This window comes from Ralstonia sp. Ralssp135 (assembly GCF_047304345.1).
Classification (GTDB): Bacteria; Pseudomonadota; Gammaproteobacteria; order Burkholderiales; family Burkholderiaceae; genus Ralstonia; species Ralstonia chuxiongensis.
Genome location: NZ_JBGLYZ010000042.1, coordinates 24,591 through 41,741, shown reverse-complemented (window position 1 = coordinate 41,741; position 17,151 = coordinate 24,591). Strand labels below are relative to the sequence as shown.

At 66.0% G+C, this 17,151-nt stretch carries 10 protein-coding genes; 8 read left to right on the top strand and 2 right to left on the bottom strand.

Features of this window, described 5'->3' with window-relative positions; all coding sequences use genetic code 11:
* Positions 1-544: 544 nt before the first annotated feature.
* From glgX to ACCD03_RS21870, 8 genes are all read left to right on the top strand, one after another.
* Positions 545-2,845 (top strand): glycogen debranching protein GlgX, encoded by a 2,301-nt coding sequence (glgX, locus tag ACCD03_RS21905; RefSeq protein WP_413412886.1) that lies wholly within the window; start codon positions 545-547, stop codon positions 2,843-2,845.
* On the top strand, positions 2,842-4,683 hold the full coding sequence (treZ, locus tag ACCD03_RS21900) for a malto-oligosyltrehalose trehalohydrolase (protein ID WP_413412885.1): 1,842 nt from the start codon (positions 2,842-2,844) through the stop codon (positions 4,681-4,683). Before glgX ends, treZ begins: the two co-directional genes overlap by 4 nt.
* Positions 4,684-4,709: 26 nt before the next feature.
* Positions 4,710-6,992, top strand: a complete 2,283-nt coding sequence (gene malQ, locus ACCD03_RS21895; RefSeq protein ID WP_413412884.1) for a 4-alpha-glucanotransferase — start codon at positions 4,710-4,712, stop codon at positions 6,990-6,992.
* Positions 6,989-9,811, top strand: coding sequence for a malto-oligosyltrehalose synthase (gene treY, locus ACCD03_RS21890; protein ID WP_413412883.1), 2,823 nt, complete (start codon positions 6,989-6,991; stop codon positions 9,809-9,811). Before malQ ends, treY begins: the two co-directional genes overlap by 4 nt.
* A gap of 135 nt (positions 9,812-9,946) precedes the next feature.
* Positions 9,947-11,194 carry an MFS transporter gene (locus ACCD03_RS21885; protein ID WP_413412882.1) on the top strand — a complete coding sequence of 416 codons (1,248 nt, stop codon included), beginning with the start codon at positions 9,947-9,949 and terminating at the stop codon, positions 11,192-11,194.
* A gap of 55 nt (positions 11,195-11,249) precedes the next feature.
* Positions 11,250-12,170: an amidohydrolase family protein gene (locus ACCD03_RS21880; RefSeq protein ID WP_413412881.1), complete on the top strand. Its 921-nt coding sequence runs from the start codon at positions 11,250-11,252 to the stop codon at positions 12,168-12,170.
* A 119-nt stretch (positions 12,171-12,289) separates the two neighbouring features.
* Positions 12,290-13,042: a class I SAM-dependent methyltransferase gene (locus ACCD03_RS21875; protein WP_413412880.1), complete on the top strand. Its 753-nt coding sequence runs from the start codon at positions 12,290-12,292 to the stop codon at positions 13,040-13,042.
* 224 nt (positions 13,043-13,266) lie between these two features.
* Positions 13,267-14,652 carry an ATP-binding protein gene (locus tag ACCD03_RS21870; protein ID WP_325653210.1) on the top strand — a complete coding sequence of 462 codons (1,386 nt, stop codon included), beginning with the start codon at positions 13,267-13,269 and terminating at the stop codon, positions 14,650-14,652.
* Between the two features lie 19 nt (positions 14,653-14,671).
* On the opposite strand, the gene ACCD03_RS21865 is transcribed toward ACCD03_RS21870, so the two are convergent.
* Positions 14,672-15,178: an acyl-CoA thioesterase gene (locus ACCD03_RS21865; RefSeq protein WP_253535367.1), complete on the bottom strand. Its 507-nt coding sequence runs from the start codon at positions 15,176-15,178 to the stop codon at positions 14,672-14,674.
* 132 nt (positions 15,179-15,310) lie between these two features.
* Positions 15,311-16,960 carry a diguanylate cyclase domain-containing protein gene (locus ACCD03_RS21860; protein ID WP_413412879.1) on the bottom strand — a complete coding sequence of 550 codons (1,650 nt, stop codon included), beginning with the start codon at positions 16,958-16,960 and terminating at the stop codon, positions 15,311-15,313.
* Positions 16,961-17,151 lie beyond the last annotated feature (191 nt).

Here is a 17,151-nt window from a genome sequence, read left to right as displayed (position 1 = left end):
GCCGGGCACGACTCACTTTTCTTTGTCTTGCCAAAGAAAAGTAAGCAAAAGAAAGGCGCGCCCGAGATGGCGAAAGACTCCTTGAATTTATGTCGCAGGGAGGGGAAGGGAAAAACTCGCTGCGCTCAGACAGTTTCCCTTCCTTTTTCCTCCCTGCAACAGAAATTCAAGGCGCCATCTAGGGCTGGGAACGGCCAAACCAACGGAGCACTTAGGTACGCGACGAAATCAGAGCGGTACTGGGCGAACTGGCTGGAGAACAACAGGACGTGCAACGTTGGCAATCGACTGTTTGCTTCTCCTGCCCTAGATGGCGCCTTGAATTTTTGTAAGCGGGCGGAAACAGGACGGGGAACTGTCTGAGCGAAGCGAGTTTTCCCCGTCTCCGCCCGGTTACAAAAATTCAAGGGATTGGTCGCCATCTCGGGCGCGCCTTTCTTTTGCTTACTTTTCTTTGGCAAGACAAAGAAAAGTAAGTCGTGCCCGGCAGGGTACGAAACAGGGATGAACCACCAAGGCAAAAAGACGCAAAACGCCTCAACCAATGCTCCGTCTCCCAAGCTCCCTTGCCCCCGGCAAACCCTTCCCCCTTGGCGCCCAATGGGACGGCCTAGGCATCAACTTCGCTGTCTTCTCCGCCAACGCCAGCAAGATCGAACTCTGCATCTTTGATCCAACCGGCCGCAAGGAACTGACCCGTTTCGCCCTGCCCGAATGCACCGATGAGGTCTGGCACGGCTACCTGCCCGGCGTGGAAGCCGGCCTTGTCTACGGCTACCGCGCCTACGGCCCGTGGGAGCCGCAGCATGGCCATCGCTTCAACCCCCACAAGCTGCTGCTCGACCCCTACGCCCGCCGGCTGGTGGGCGCGCTGCGCTGGTCCGATGCACTGTTCGGCTATCGGCTGAACTCCAACCGTGGCGACCTTTCATTCGACCGCCGCGACAGCGCCCCCGCCATGCCCAAGGCCGTTGTCACCGACGAGTCGTTCAACTGGGGCAACGATGTTCGCCCGAACACGCCGTGGTCGCGCACGGTCATCTATGAAGGACACGTGCGCGGGTTCTCGATGCTTCGCCAAGACCTGCTGCCCCCTGAGCGTGGCACGTTCAGCGCGCTCGGCGACAGCGTCTTCATCGAGCGCCTGCAGCGGCTGGGCATCACCGCCATCGAACTGCTGCCCATTCACGCCTTCCTGCAAGACCAGTTCCTGGTAGAGCGCGGCCTGCGCAATTACTGGGGCTACAACACGCTGTGCTTCTTTGCGCCGGAGCCGTCGTACCTGTCGGCGCCATCGCTGCATGAGCTGAAGGTGGCAATCCGGCGGCTGCATGCGGCGGGCATCGAAGTGTTGCTCGATGTGGTCTACAACCACACGTGTGAAGGCAGCGAACTGGGGCCGACGCTGTCGTTCCGCGGGTTGGACAACGCGAGCTATTACCGCCTCGTGCCGGGCCAGGAGCGTTATTACATCAACGACACGGGCTGCGGTAACACGCTCAACCTGTCGCACCCGCGCGTGCTGCAGATGGTGATGGACTCGCTGCGCTACTGGGTCAACGCCTTCCATGTGGATGGTTTCCGCTTTGACCTGGGCGTTACGCTCGGGCGCGAGGGCAACGGCTTCGATCCAGGCTCCGGCTTCTTCGATGCCATACGCCAGGACCCGGTGCTCTCCACCGTCAAGCTCATCGCTGAGCCCTGGGACGTGGGCCCCGATGGGTATCAGGTCGGCAACCACCCGCCCGGCTTTGCCGAGTGGAACGATCGATTTCGCGATGGCATCCGCCGCTTCTGGCGTGGCGATTCCGGTCAGCGCCCGGACCTTGCCGCGCGCCTGACCGGCAGTGGCGACCTCTTCGACCGCCGCCATCGCCGGCCATGGGCATCGGTCAACTACGTGGCCTCGCACGACGGCTTCACGCTGCACGACCTCGTGAGCTACGCCGACAAGCACAACGATGCCAACGGCGAAGACAACCGCGACGGCCACAACGACAATTGCAGCGCCAATTGGGGCACGGAAGGACCAACCGAGGACACCGCCATCCTGGCCCTGCGTGAACGCGTGACACGCGCGCTGCTGGCCACGGTGTTTTTCTCCAACGGCACGCCGATGCTGCTGGCGGGCGACGAGTTCGGCCGCACGCAAGACGGCAACAACAATGCCTACTGCCAAGACAACGCGCTCTCATGGCTCGATTGGTCGTTGCTGGAGAAAGACCCGGGGCAGGCGCTCGCGCGCTATACGGCACGGCTGATCGCACTTCGCAAGGAAAGCCCGGCGCTGCGCTGGCCGCATTACGTGCACGGCAACACCGAGATCCTGCCCGGCGTGCAGGACATCGCCTGGTTTGATGAGCGCGGCCAGGTGCTCTCACCCGACGCGTGGAACGACGGCGAGGCACGTGCGTTGGCGCTACGCCGCGCATGCGTCGAGACCATCGACGGGGAAGCGCGCCCGCATGTGGCGCTGCTGCTCATCAACGGCGCCGCAACGGACCTGACCTTCACGCTGGCCGAGCCGGCCATGGATTGGCAAATCGCCATCGATAGCGCAGCGCCAGAGCAGGAGGCCCGCCCACACGGCAGTGGCACCCTGAAAGTGGCGGGACGCAGCGTCGTGCTGCTGCTCGCCACGCAGCTCGCCACGATCGCCCACATTGCCGGGCAGCCTGATGCAGACGTCAGTGGTGAAACCCTCGGGCACGTTCCCGAAACGCACAGCGCACCGCAGAACGCGCCGCAGAACGACAGGCCCGAACAACCCATCACCGACGACGAACGCACCGCCCCAACCGCCGGCCACGCAGCCAGCGATGACAATGGAGACGCCACGCGATGACGGCACCCGCCCCCCGGTTCGCGCACGACATGCCATTCGGCGCCACGGTCCTGCCCGACGGCAACACCCGCTTCCGCCTGTGGGCACCTGACGCGACCGCCGCGTGGGTCGAGATCGACGACGCGCGGGGCGACGAGGCCATCCGCATGGATGCCGAGCCCGATGGCTGGTACGCAGCGGTGGCCCCCGTGGGTGCCGGCACGTGCTATCGGTACCGCATCGCCAATCGGGACGGCGTGACGCTGTCCGTGCCCGACCCGGCCGCTCGCGCACAGTGGCAGGACATCCCCGGCCCGAGCCTCGTCGTCGATCCGCAGCGCTACCGCTGGCAGCACGCCAACTGGCAGGGGCGGCCCTGGCACGAGACGGTGCTATACGAACTGCACGTCGGCACGCTGGGCGGCTTCAAGGGTGTGCGCGGGCGGCTGCCCGAACTGGCACGGCTGGGCATCACGGCCGTCGAGCTGATGCCGGTGGCGGAGTTTCCGGGCGCGCGCAACTGGGGCTACGACGGCGTCCTGCCCTTTGCGCCCGACGCCAGTTATGGCACGCCGGACGATCTCAAGGCGTTGATCGACACCGCACACGGGCTGGGCATGATGGTGTTTCTCGACGTCGTCTACAACCACTTCGGGCCCGACGGCAATTACCTGCAACACTACGCGCGCGGCTTCTTCCGCGACGATGTGCATACGCCCTGGGGCGCGGCGATCGATTTCCGCATGCCGCAGGTGCGTGAGTTCTTCATCCAGAACGCGTTGATGTGGCTGATGGAATACCGCTTTGATGGTCTGCGGCTCGACGCCGTGCACGCCATCACCGAGCGCGACTGGCTGGGCGAACTCGCCGCTCGCGTGCGGCTGTCGGTCGAACCCGACAGGCATGTGCACCTCGTGCTGGAGAACGAGCACAACGCGGCATCGCTGCTGCGCGATGGCGACACCCATGGCGACTTCGAAGCTCAGTGGAACGACGACGGCCACAACGTCCTGCACGTGCTGCTGACCGGCGAGCGCGAAGCGTATTACGCGGCCTACGCCGATACGCCCGCGCAGCGCCTGGCGCGCGTGCTGCAAGACGGTTTCTGCTACCAGGGCGAGCCGTCGCCCATCCATGAAAACGCACCGCGCGGCGAACCGAGCGCGCACCTGCCGCCCACCGCATTCGTGCTGTTCCTGCAAAACCACGATCAGATCGGCAACCGCGCCTTTGGCGAACGACTGACGCAGCTTGCGCATCCTGATGCGTTGCACGCCGCGCAAGTGCTGTTGCTGCTGAGCCCGCAGATTCCAATGCTCTTCATGGGTGAAGAATGGGGCAGCACGTGCCCGTTCCAGTACTTCACCAGCCACCACGGCATGCTGGCCGAAGCCGTGCGGGAAGGCCGGCGCCGCGAGTTTGCCAAGTTCGAGGCGTTTGCCGATCCGCACCAGCGCGAGCGCATTCCCGACCCGAATGACGAGCGCACCTACCTCGCCTCCTGCCCCGGCGAGGCAAACCTGACCGAACCCGGGCCGCTCAACACGCTAAACCGCACGCACCACCTGCTGGCGCTGCGCCATTCGCACATCGTCCCTCGCCTGCCCAATGCGCGCGCACTTGATGCGGTCGCGCTGGGCCACGCCGGCGCCATTGCCCGCTGGCGCATGGGCGATGGCAGCGTGCTCACGCTGATGCTCAATCTGGCCGATCAACCCGTGGCGGTGCCCACGGTCCTGGCGGGCAGCCCTGCCGATCTGCTGCACGAATCGCGTGAAGGTGCGGCCGCAGCGCTCATCGCGCATCGCCTGCCGGAGCGCGCGTGTGTGGCATTGCTGCACACGCCGTCGCCCGCCTGACGACAACCGCAACGTACCAACGCACCATGGACCGCACGACCTACTCCTCAGGCACGCAGCGCACGCCACTCCAGCAACTGGCCACCGATGCCGGGCTACTGGTCGACTGGGAAGACGCCGCCAGCCGCCCCATGCGTGTGGCCGACGAAGTGCTGCGCGCGGTGCTCTTCACACTGGGTCTGCCGGCCGGCACGCCCGCTCAGGTGTCAGAAAGCCAGGCGCGCCTGCGCGCAGAAGCCGAAGCGGTCGCCATACCGCCGCTTGTGACCGGCGTGGCCGGGCAGCCGATCGTGCTGCAGACTTCGGCACCGCAAGCTGCATTGCTGGGCGGGCAAATCTATCGCGTCGACTTTGAATCCGACGGCAGCACCGAGGGCAAGATCAGCGTCAGCGCAAGCGAGCGCCATGCAACGCTGCGCCTGGCGCCGGTGCAGACCGTGGGCTACCACCGCCTGATCATCGACGCGGGGCCGGGCACCGTGATCGAAGCCACGCTCGCCATTGCGCCTGCGCGTTGCTATGGCGTGGCCGATGCCCTGCGCCAGCGCGATCGCCCGGCCGACACCCGCCTGTGGGGCGCGTCCGCCCAGCTCTACGGCTTGCGATGCGATGCCGACCGCGCAGCCAGCAGCGCGGGCCTTGGCGACTACACCGCCGCGGGCACGCTGGCGCGGCACCTCGCGCAGCGCGGTGCGGATGCATTGGCGCTCAGCCCCGTGCATGCCATGTTCACGGCCGACGCGCGTCGCTATTCGCCGTACTCGCCATCAAGCCGCCTGTTCCTGAACGCATGGATGATCGACCCCGCCGCGCTCTTTGGGGACGAAGCCGTTCGGCAAGCCGTGGTCGACTGCGATCTTGTCGCCGACTACGCCCGTCTTGAAGCCGCACAGCTCATCGACTGGCCGGGCAGCGGCAACGCACGCATGACGGTGCTGCGCGCGTTGCATCGCCGTCTGCTGCAGGCGCCGCTTGGAGACACCGTCGCCCAGATGCTGCTGGACGATTTTCGCGCGTACTGCATTGATGGCGGCACCAGCCTGCGGGATCACGCGCACTTTGAAGCGCTGAATGCGCACCTTGGGCCCGCGCATTGGAAGCAGTGGCCCGAGCAGTATCAACATCCGAGCTACCTGGGCGTGCAGGCTTTCGCTCGCGAGCACGAAGATGCGGTGAATTTCCACCTCTTCCTGCAATGGGCTGCGGCACGCCAGTGGGCCCTCGCGCAGCGCACCGCGGAAAACGCCGGCATGGCCATCGGCCTCATCGCCGATCTGGCTGTGGGCACCGACAGCGCGGGCAGCCATGCGTGGGCGCGGCAGCGCGACTTGCTGATCGGCGTGACGGTGGGGGCGCCACCCGACGTGTTCAACGCGCAGGGCCAAGGCTGGGGCCTGACCACCTTCAGCCCCCGCGCCATGCGCACGCAAGGCTTCTCCGCCTTTATCGAGATGCTGCGCGCGGTGATGGCCGTGCCCGGCGGGGTACGCATCGACCACGTACTCGGGCTGATGCGGCTTTGGGTGATCCCAGATGGCGCACGACCGCTGGACGGCGTGTACCTGCGCTACCCAATGCAGGATCTGCTGCGGCTGGTGGCGCTGGAATCGTGGCGCAACCGCTGCATCGTCATTGGCGAGGACCTTGGCACCGTGCCGCCGGGCCTGCGGGACAAGCTCGCCGACGACGGCCTGCTGGGCATGCGCATCCTCTGGTTTGAACGCGAATACACGCGCGACGATGCGCCCTTTAAGGCCCCGCGCACGTGGGCGCCGGCGTCCGTCGCGATGACGAGCACGCACGATCTGCCCACGCTTGTCAGCTGGTGGATCGGCAACGATCTGCGCTGGCAAGCGCAACTCGGCCTGTTGCCCGCCGGCATGAGCGAGAGCGAGGCGCATGCGCGCCGCATGGACGATCGCGCCGCGCTCGTCGCCGCCTTTGCCGAGCACAACCGCCTGGTGCTGGCCGACGGCGGTGTGCCGATGATCGGCGTGGCGCCCTTGCTGGCGGCATTGGAACAGGCGCGCATGGCCACTGCGGCGCAAGCCGAAGTGATCCTGCAAGCCAGCGCGCAGGACTTTGCCACGGCAGCTACCGTGTTTACGGGCGCGGCCAACACGCCGCTGGCGCTGGTCCCGCTGGAAGACCTGCTCGGCCTCGTCGAGCAGCCGAACCTGCCAAGCACCATCGACACCCACCCGAACTGGCGGCGTCGCCTGCCAGGGCCGTCCGGCGTGCTGCTCGACGCGCCCACGGTGCAGGCGCGTCTGTCCGCACTAGCCAACGCGCGCATCAGCACGCCATGAGCGAATCGACCACACCCCTCACACCCGTCGCCCTCCAGCGTGTACCGCGCGCTACGGTGCGGCTGCAATTGCACCGCGACTTTACGTTCGACCATGCGCGCGCGTTGGTGGATGACTTCGCCGCACTCGGCATCTCGCATCTGTACACGTCCCCGATCACCACGGCGCAGCCAGGCTCCACCCATGGCTATGACGTTGTTGACCCCACACACGTGAACCCCGAGCTGGGCGGCGAACGCGCGCTCGAACAGTTGGTGGATGCGCTGCATGCGCGCGGCATGGGGCTCATCGTCGATATCGTGCCGAACCACATGGGCGTGGGCGGCGCACACAACGGGTGGTGGCTGGACGTGCTCGAATCCGGCCCCGACAGCGCCTACGCCAACTTCTTCGATATCGACTGGCAGCCGCCCAACCCGGCGCTGCGCAACAAGGTGCTCGCGCCCTTCCTGGGCGAAAACTACGCTGACGCGCTGGCCGGCGGCCGACTGCAGCTGACCTACGACGACACGGCCGCGCGGCTGGCGATGGCGTATTACGACCACCGTTTTCCGATCGCGCTGGCCGACTATGCCGCACTGCTTCGCACCGGCAACGCAGACACCGCCACCCACGCGGTAGCCGACCGTTTTGCCGCGCTCGGTACGATCCGCTCACTGCGCACACGCCGCGAACGTGCAGACGAAGCACGCGACGCGCTTCGCAACCTCGCCACCACGCAAGCGGGCGCCGCGCACATCGCCGAAGCCGTGCGCATGCTCAACGCGCAGCCCGATCAGCTTGATGTGTTGATGGCCCGACAGCATTGGCGCCTTGCCCACTGGCGCACCGCCAACGATGAGATCAACTGGCGCCGCTTCTTCGATATCGGCTCGCTGGCTGGCCTGCGCATGGAGCGCGCCGAGGTGTTTGAGGCCACGCATGCGCTGCTGTTCCGGCTCTATCGCCTGGGTTGGATTGACGGCGTGCGCATCGACCACGTTGATGGCCTGGCCGACCCGGCCGCCTATTGCCGCCAGCTACGCCGCCGCCTGCAAGCCGAACACGCCGCTCGCCCCGCCGACCGGCTCACGAGCCACCCGTGGATCGTCGTCGAAAAGATCCTCGCCGGCGATGAAGCCATGCGCACCGACTGGGGCGTCGACGGCACCAGTGGCTACGATTTCATGAACCAGGTGGGTGCGCTGTTGCACGATGCGCACGGCGAGACCGCCCTCACCCAGGGCTGGCTTGAGTGGATTGGCGCACCGGTGGCTGAGGCGCCGTTCTCGGCAACGGCAGTACCCGCACGACGCCAGATCCTGCATGCGCATTTTGCTGCGGAACTCGATGCAGCCACGTCGGCGCTGCACGCGGTGGCACAACAAGACCGCAGCAGCCACGACGTGACGTGGCACGCCATCCGCCGCTCGCTGGCCGAGGTGATCGTCCACTTTCCGGTGTATCGCACCTATGCGAATGCGCAACAACGCGATGCGCAGGATTCGGCCATCTTGCAAACCGCCATGTCCGGCGCGGCGACCTGCCTGCGGCGCGTTGACCAACCTGTGCTCGGTTGGCTGGATGCATGGCTTGGCGGCCAACCTGCCGGGCAAGACAAGCAGCGCCAACTGGCATTGCGCCGGTGCCAGCAGTTGTCGTCGCCGGTGGCGGCCAAGGCAGTGGAAGACACGGCGTGCTACCGCTACGGCCGGCTGCTGTCGCGCAACGAGGTCGGCGCGGATCCGGGTGCGTTTTCCATGAGCGCCAACGCGTTCCATCACGCCATGCAATCGCGCGCCCACACCTGGCCGCACGCGATGCTCGCCACCGCCACGCACGACCACAAGCGCGGCGAAGATGTGCGTGCGCGGTTGGCCGTGCTGTCGGAACGTCCCACGCAGTGGCTGGCCGCCGCACACCAATGGCGCGCAGAACACGCTGCATGGGTGCGCCAATTGCCCACCGGCCCGGCCCCCTCGCCCGCCGCGCAGTGGATGCTCTATCAAACGCTGGTGGGCATCTGGCCGGCGGATATCAACTGGCATGACGCCGATGCCGTGCGCGAGCTGGCCGAGCGCGTCGCGCAGTGGCAGGAAAAAGCGCAGCGCGAAGCCAAGCTGCGCACTGACTGGTTCGCGCCCGATACGGACTACGAAGCCGCCAGCCGCGATTTCGTCTTCACGCTGCTGACGGGCGAGGCGGCCGCGACGTTCCTGCCGTCTCTCTCCGCTTTCGTGCAAAGCATGGCGCCGGCCGCCGCCGTCAACGGCCTCGCCCAGACCTTGCTGCGCACCACGTTGCCTGGCGTGCCCGACCTCTACCAGGGCGCGGATTTCTGGGACACCAGCCTCGTTGATCCCGACAACCGCCGCCCCGTCGACTACGCCGCGCGGCATCGCGCATTGCGGGCATTGCACGTGCATGCCGGGCACAGCCTCGCGTCGCTGCTCGCGCATTGGACCGACGGCCGTATCAAGCAAGCCGTACTGGCACGTGCACTGGCCCTGCGCGCCGCCATGCCAGCCGTGTTCGAATCCGGCGACTACCAACCGCTGGCCGTAACCGGTAGCGGCGCACAGCACGTGCTGGCGTTTGCACGTGTGCATGGCGCCCAGGCGGTCGTCGCGATCGTGCCGCTGCATGCCTCCGCCTTGCTGGGCCATGCCGCCACACCAACGTTTGCGGATGGCGCATGGCGGGACACCACGGTCTGTCTGCCGGCCGCGCTTTCGCACACGCCGCTGCATAGCGCTTTTGACGGCCAGACGCTGCACAGCCCCCGCCTGGCGTTGGGCCAGGTGCTCGCCCACCTGCCGGTCGCCCTGCTGCATACCTGATCCGCACGCTACGCACCCGCACGGGTTAACACCGACTGCGCCGCTCCTTGGCTCGCCCTAAAATTCCTCTATTCATATAGATGACTAGAGCAATGTGTGGTGAACACGTCGCTCACGTCACCCGGAGGAGACCGCATGTTCGGCTGGTTCAAAGAGATTTCAAAAGGGGAAAAGCGCACGTTCTGGGCCTGCTTTGGCGGCTGGGCGCTCGACGCGCTGGACGTGCAGATGTTCAGCCTCGTCATCCCGACGATCATTGCGGCGTGGCACATCGGCAAAACCGAGGCCGGGCTGGTGTCGGGCGTCACGCTGGTGGCGTCGGCCCTGGGCGGCTGGATTGCCGGCGCGCTGACCGACCGCTTCGGCCGCGTGCGCACGCTGCAATTCACGGTGCTGTGGTTTTCGCTGGCCACATTCGCCTCGGCCTTCGCGCAGAACTTCGAGCAGTTCCTGGTGCTCAAGGCCATTCAAGGTTTTGGCTTTGGCGGTGAATGGGCGGCGGGCGCCGTGCTGATGGCCGAGAGCATCCGCGCCAGCCACCGCGGCAAGGCGATGGGCACGGTGCAGAGCGCCTGGGCCGTCGGCTGGGGCGCGGCGGTGCTGCTGTATGCGCTCACGTATTCCTTCATCGAGCCGGACCTCGCCTGGCGCGTGATGTTTGCCGCCGGGTTGCTGCCGGCGCTGCTCATCATCTACATCCGCCGTGGCGTACAGGAACCCGTGCCGGCCGCCAAGCCGGGCGCGAAAGCCGATGCGATGCCGATCTCGCGCTTCCCGCTGCTCGACATCTTCCGCCCGCAGGTGCTGCGCATGACGCTGATCGGCGGGCTGCTGGGGGTGGGCGCGCACGGGGGCTACTACGCGCTGATGACGTGGCTGCCGACGTATCTCAAGACGGAGCGCCACCTGTCGGTGCTCGGCACGGGCGGCTACCTGGCGGTGATCATCTTCGCCTTCTGGTGCGGCTGCGTGGCCAGCGCGTGGCTGCTGGACGTGCTTGGCCGTCGCGGAAACATTCTGCTGTTTTCGTGCTGCTGCGTGGTGACGGTGCTGGTGTATCTGCTGGTGCCGTTGTCGGATGGCGCGATGCTGGTGCTGGGCTTTCCGCTGGGCTTCTTTGCGGCGGGCATTCCGGCCAGCATGGGCGCGCTGTTCAACGAGCTGTATCCGCAGGGCGTGCGCGGCACGGGTGTGGGCTTTTGCTACAACTTCGGCCGCGTGGTGTCTGCCGCGTTCCCGGTGCTGGTGGGCAAGATGAGCGCATCAATGTCGCTCGGCACGGCCATCGGCATCGACGCGGCCATCGCGTATTCGATCGTCGCGGTGGCGGTGCTGATGCTGCCCGAGACGAAGGGCCGCGACCTCGCCGCCGTCACCGTCTGAACACCCATCACAAAACCATGACGACGCACTTGATCCGTCGCCGCCAGGAGACCCCATGCCCACTCGCCGCGCCTTCAACACTGGGTTGCTTGCCATGCTAGGTTCCACTGCCCTTGCCGGCTGCGCCGCCACCGGCAGCAGCGACGTCTCGCGCGGGGGCCTCCCGCGCATCACCGCCATCGACACGCACGCGCATGTGTTCGAACGCGGGCTGCCGCTGGCCGGTGCGCGCCGCTATGCGCCCACGTATGACGCACCGCTGTCGGCCTACCTCGCGCAGCTCGACGCGCATGGCGTGTCGCACGGGGTACTGATCCAGCCGAGCTTCCTGGGGGTCGACAACAGCTACCTGCTGGCCGCGCTCAAGCAAGCGCCCCAGCGCCTGCGCGGTGTGGCCGTGATCGACCCGGCCGCGCCCGAGACCTTGCTCACGCAGATGAACGCCGAGGGCATCGTCGGCATTCGCCTGAACCTGATCGGTGCGGCAGACCCGCAATTGAAATCGCCCGTGTGGCAAGCCGCGCTGGCGCGCCTGCATGCGCTCGGCTGGCATGTGGAATTGCATGTCGAGGCACGCCGCCTTCCCGCGCTGCTGCAGCCTCTGCTGGAAGCGCAGGTAAACGTGGTGGTCGACCATTTCGGCCGCCCCGATCCCGCGCTCGGTGTGGACGACCCGGGCTTTGCCGCATTGCTTGCCGCCGGCCGCTCCCGCCGCGTGTGGGTAAAGATTTCCGGCGCATACCGGAACGGCGCCAACGAACGCGGCGAAGCCATCGCCCAGGCCGCCATGCCGCGCCTGAAAGATGCACTCGGCCTGGACCGCCTCGTCTGGGGCAGCGACTGGCCGCACACGCAGTTCGAATCGCAGATCAACTACGACAAGATGTGGGCCTTCGCTGGCGTGCTGCTGCCCAACGCAGCGGACCGCAAGCAGGTGCTGGTCGACACGCCCGCGCGGTTGTTCCGCTTCGTCTGAACGCGCAACTGCTGCAGCGCCCCCGCGCGATACCCCATTTCGCGAATCACGAATTTCGCCGCGCGGGCCGCGCTCCTACACTGGCCGCTCCTCATCCCCACAAGCCGCAAGGAGCAGCCATGCAGCAGCATCGACTCGTCGACCAGCAATTCGGCCAGGTCGCCCAGGCCTACCTGACCAGCGCAGTGCACGCGCAGGGCGCCGATCTGGACGCGCTGGCCACGCTGGCGCAATCAGCGCCGCACGCCAAGGTGCTCGATCTTGGCTGCGGCGGCGGACACGTAAGCTTTGCGATGTCGCCGCACGTGGGGGCCATGGTGGCGTACGACCTGTCAGAAGACATGTTGAACGTGGTGGCCGCCGAAGCGGCGCGCCGCGGCCTTGCGCAGTTGCACACGCAAGCTGGCCGCGCAGAGAGCCTGCCCTTTGACGATGCCGCGTTCGACATCGTTGCCACGCGGTTTTCTGCCCACCACTGGTACGACGTTCGCAAAGGCCTGGCTGAAGCACGCCGTGTGCTCAAACCCGGCGGCAAGCTCGTCATCGTGGATATCGTCGCGCCGGAGGTGCCGCTGCTCGACACGCTGCTGCAGACCGCGGAGGTGCTGCGTGACGCTTCGCACGTGCGCGACTACCGTGTCTCCGAATGGCTGTCCATGCTGGCCGAAGCGGGCTTCTCGCCGGGCACGCCGCGCACGTGGAAACTGACGATGGCTTTCGACAGCTGGATCGCCCGCATTCGCACGCCGCAGGTGCGCGCAGATGCCATCCGCGATCTGTTCGACCGTGCAGCCGACGAAGCACGCACGTACTTTGCCGTGGCACCCGACCATTCATTTGCCATCGACGCGATGCTGCTCGAGGCCACCTGAGCCATGTGAGCGGCTTGGGCGCCTGCATCCCTCTCATCCTTTTTGTCACACCCGTCGGAGGGGTGCCGCGATACGGCGCCGTTTTCAGGGTTTCGCTTAATCCAGAATGAAAAAAATGTGATATCGGAACACGTGTACGAACGCGGCGTTGCCGGTAGCCTTCCGGGTTACCGTCGACTCCGGTCGGCCTTGGCGCACGGCCACTGCGCCGACTTCCGATTTCCATGTACGCCCTGTTCCCCGCCTTCGTCTCGTCGCTCTTCCTGTTCTACGGCGTCTACGTCGTGACCACGCGCGGCCGCACGCGCGCGAGCCTAGCGTTTCTCGGCATGACAACGCTCACGTGCCTATGGCAAGGCATCTGGGCGTTTCTGTTCCAGACCCAAGACGTTGGCACGGCCCAGGTGCTCGCCAAACTTGGCTGGATCGCCATCCTCGTCATGCCGACCATGCTCTACCACTTTGCCGTGGAGGTGGCCGAGGCCCCGGGTGAGCGGCGCTGGCTCATGGCTGCCTATGCATTGGACGCGGTGCTGATCGCGTTGCTGCTGACCACCAACCTCGTCATCGACGGCGTGTATCAGTTCCACTTCGGGTTCTATCCGAGGGCGGGCGCGCTGGAAGCCGTGCACATCGTCCAGACAGCCGCGCTGGTCACGCGCGGCATGTGGGTGCTCTACCGCGAGCAGCGGCATGCCACGGCTGAGAAGCGCAAACGACTGCTGACTTGCCTCTTCGGCGTGGGGCTGATTTCGTTGGCGGCGGCCGACTACGCGGTCAACTACGGCATTGCGTTCTACCCGCCGGGCGTTCTGCCGCTGGCCATTGCGCTGGGCATCATCGCCGTGGGCGTGGTCAAGTTTGACTTGATGCGCCCCTATGCACTGGCAGCCACCGTTGCACACGAAGTGCGCACGCCGCTGACCACCATCCGCTTGCAGGCAGCCGAAATCGCCCGCGCCTGGCCAGACGTCTACCGCGGCTATCAGCTCGCCATCGACAACGGCCTGTGCCAGCCGCCGCAGCATCCTGCCATGCTGGATCGCCTGTCAAAACTGGCGGGAGCCATCACATCGGAAGTCGCGTCCGCACACAGCGTGATCGAGATGGCCCTGGCCTCCGTCACGCTGGAGCGCCTGGACCGGCGCACCTTCGCAGCCCATTCGCTGCACGAATGCGTGGAGACGGCCGTGGCGCAGTATCCGTTCCAGGCCGGTGAGCGCGAACGCGTTCACGTACAGCCGTTCAACGCCGACTGGCGCTTCGTGGGCTCCGATACGTTGCTCGTCTACGTGCTGTTCAATCTGCTGAAGAATGCGCTGCATGCCATCCAGATCGCGCGCAAGGGGCACATCGAAATCTCGGCCCGCCAGGATGGAGACAGCTATGTGCTCGTGGTGCGCGACAGCGCCACCGGCATTCCGCCCAGCGTGCAACGCCGCATGTTCGACCCGTTCTTCTCCACCAAGCACGTCGGCAAAGGCTCAGGCGTGGGGCTGACGTTCTGCCGCCGCGTCATGCAGGCGTTTGGCGGGCGCATCCAGTGCGAATCGGTGGTTGGGGAATACACGCTGTTCTCCATGCGGTTTCCCCAACCTCCTGCTATCTGACGTTCACGTCTTCAAAACGTCAGGACACCTGCGCCAACTCCGGCACGGTGTCCAGCTCGTACGCCTTCACACGCAGGCGCACGTGTTGCGGCAACCGCTGAATCACGCGCTCGGCGTTGGCGCACACCACCTGCTGATACCCCAGCGACACAAGCCGTCCGCCCGAAACAAACCGGAACACCATGTAGAACGAGCAGGGCTGCACCCGGAATGTGTTCAAGTGGCATTCCACGCGCTGAAACGGGAATGTCTCTTCAACGAATTCCTGATGCGCGAGCTTGGTCACGAAGATCACGCGCCCGCTCATGAGCAGGTCTGCGTCGATGCATTCGTGAAACCACCGCTCGCGCACCACGCCCTGCCACTCGAAATACCGGGCGAAATACGTGTTGGCGTAGGCGTTGGAATCCTTCAGATAGACATCGAAGGCGTGCTGGAACGTCTGCTGCGCGGAAATGGCTTCGGGCAGCTCGGCATTGCGCAGATAGTGGTTGACGACTGTGGCAATGGATTGGCCTGTCGGCATCGCATACTCCAAGAATGGAATTGGCTGCTGGCGGCAGCCGCGCATGCGCGGTGGTCCCGCGCATGTGTCCATTCTTCCGATGCACTTGCCGTTGCGTAACAAGCCAATGGCGTAGCCCTACGAACGGGCGGCCTACTCCCCGCCCGCAACACTCCGCAGCCCCGGCGGACTCTGATGAAAGCGGAACGTATTGCGCCCGCTGCGCTTGGCATCGTAGAGCGCCGCGTCGGCCCATTCGAACAGCACGTCCACGTGTTCGTCGGCGGGCGTGAGCGTGACGGCGCCGGCTGACAGCGTGACGTACGGCGCGGCAACAGACGCCGCGTGCGGTTCGGCTCGTTCGGCCACCATAGCCACGGCCCGCGCAACCGCCTGCCTGGCCTCGTCGCGGTCCAGGTCAAACAGCATGGCGACAAATTCTTCGCCGCCCACGCGCGCAATGAAGTCATCGGGGTGCCGGCACGCCATGCCCAGCGTGTCGGCCACCATGCGCAGGCAATCGTCGCCGCGCAGGTGGCCGTAGGTGTCGTTGTATTGCTTGAAGCAGTCGATGTCGAACAGCGCCAGCGTGACAGGGCGCTTGTCGCGGCGGGCGTGGTCGAACAATCGCGGGGCCTGCGTTTCAAAAAAGCGCCGGTTGAACAGGTGTGTGAGCGCGTCGCGGTTGACGTCGTTCTCCAGCACGCTGAGCAGGTCGCGCGTGCGCTGCAGCTCGCCGCGCAGCGCATCCTGGGCGCTGGCCATGCCGGCACGCTGCAACTGCTCGACCGTCACGTCGCGCAGCAGCAGGAAAACGCCGGTATGCCGGCCGCGCGCGTCGCTCAAGCCCTCGAGCGTGACTTCCAGCGTGCGGCCCGTGTCGGGCAGCCAGACCTGATGGCGGTTAGGCAGGCGCGTACGCTCAAACTCGCGCAGGATGCCGGCCACGTTCAGCACGGCGGGCGGCATTGCATGCACCTTGGCAGTCGGCAACAGGTGGCGCGCGGCGGCGTTGATGCTGGCGATGGAGCCATCGCGGGCGAGCACGATGCAACCATCACGCATGGATTCGATGATCTTGCCGCGGGCATAAGCGGCGGTATCGCGCAGGCGCGGCCGCAAGACGATCCAGCCGAGCAATGAAGTGCTGACGGCAAACGTGGCGGGTGTGAGATCGCCGCCGAGCGCCGTCGTCCAGCGCTGCAGATAGGCAAGATGCGCGACCAGCGGCAGCAGTTGCCCGATGACAAGCGCCAGCCGCACCTGCGTGCGCGACGACACATAGAGCCCGGAGGCAACTTCGTCGATGGGCAATACCAATAGCACAAGGCTGATGGCCAGCAGCACGTAGTTGTAGGCGGTGGCCACCCAGAACATGCGCCCGTGCTCGAACACCGCACCCCGTATGCCGTCGATGACGACGAAACGCGCATCAAGCCATACCAGGTGATGCAATTCATTGGTAGCGACCAGCCCGACGAATCCGGCGCCCACGAGCAGCGCCAGCAGCCAACCCACGCGCACCAGCAGCAATGCATTGAGTTCTGGCCGGATGAGCCCAATGACCATGCGCAGCCATGCGGCCGGCACCATCATGATCCCGAGATAGGCGACCTTGGCCCAGCCCACGCGCACGGGCATGTCGAAGCTGACGACTTCCATGAGGCGCGCGCCGCTCCAGAGCGCGGTACCGAGCGCCAACAGCATGAAGGCGGAGACTTCCGCGTCATCGCGGCGTGGCCATGAAAGGCCAATCAGCGCGATCGAAACGAGTGCAGCGCAAGCCAGTGCAGCGATCAGCATGATCGGCACGCCCCACGCGCATGGCGATGCCGGCGAATGACGACGCCAGCGGGTTGGTCCACGTGTATTCCCTGTTCGTCCGTTGTTCTTGCAGTGTATCGGGCACTGTTGCCGTGTGATTGGCTGCGTGGTGCGCACCCGATCACCTCCCCCTCCCATCGGCAGGAAATGTAAAAACTGAAGGCCCGTGC

Coding starts and splice junctions, on each gene's coding strand:
- glgX (WP_413412886.1), top strand. CDS start 545: ATGCTCCGTCTCCCAAGCTCCCTTGCCCCCGGCAAACCCTTCCCCCTT.
- treZ (WP_413412885.1), top strand. CDS start 2,842: ATGACGGCACCCGCCCCCCGGTTCGCGCACGACATGCCATTCGGCGCC.
- malQ (WP_413412884.1), top strand. CDS start 4,710: ATGGACCGCACGACCTACTCCTCAGGCACGCAGCGCACGCCACTCCAG.
- treY (WP_413412883.1), top strand. CDS start 6,989: ATGAGCGAATCGACCACACCCCTCACACCCGTCGCCCTCCAGCGTGTA.
- ACCD03_RS21885 (WP_413412882.1), top strand. CDS start 9,947: ATGTTCGGCTGGTTCAAAGAGATTTCAAAAGGGGAAAAGCGCACGTTC.
- ACCD03_RS21880 (WP_413412881.1), top strand. CDS start 11,250: ATGCCCACTCGCCGCGCCTTCAACACTGGGTTGCTTGCCATGCTAGGT.
- ACCD03_RS21875 (WP_413412880.1), top strand. CDS start 12,290: ATGCAGCAGCATCGACTCGTCGACCAGCAATTCGGCCAGGTCGCCCAG.
- ACCD03_RS21870 (WP_325653210.1), top strand. CDS start 13,267: ATGTACGCCCTGTTCCCCGCCTTCGTCTCGTCGCTCTTCCTGTTCTAC.
- ACCD03_RS21865 (WP_253535367.1), bottom strand. CDS start 15,178: ATGCCGACAGGCCAATCCATTGCCACAGTCGTCAACCACTATCTGCGC.
- ACCD03_RS21860 (WP_413412879.1), bottom strand. CDS start 16,960: ATGCTGATCGCTGCACTGGCTTGCGCTGCACTCGTTTCGATCGCGCTG.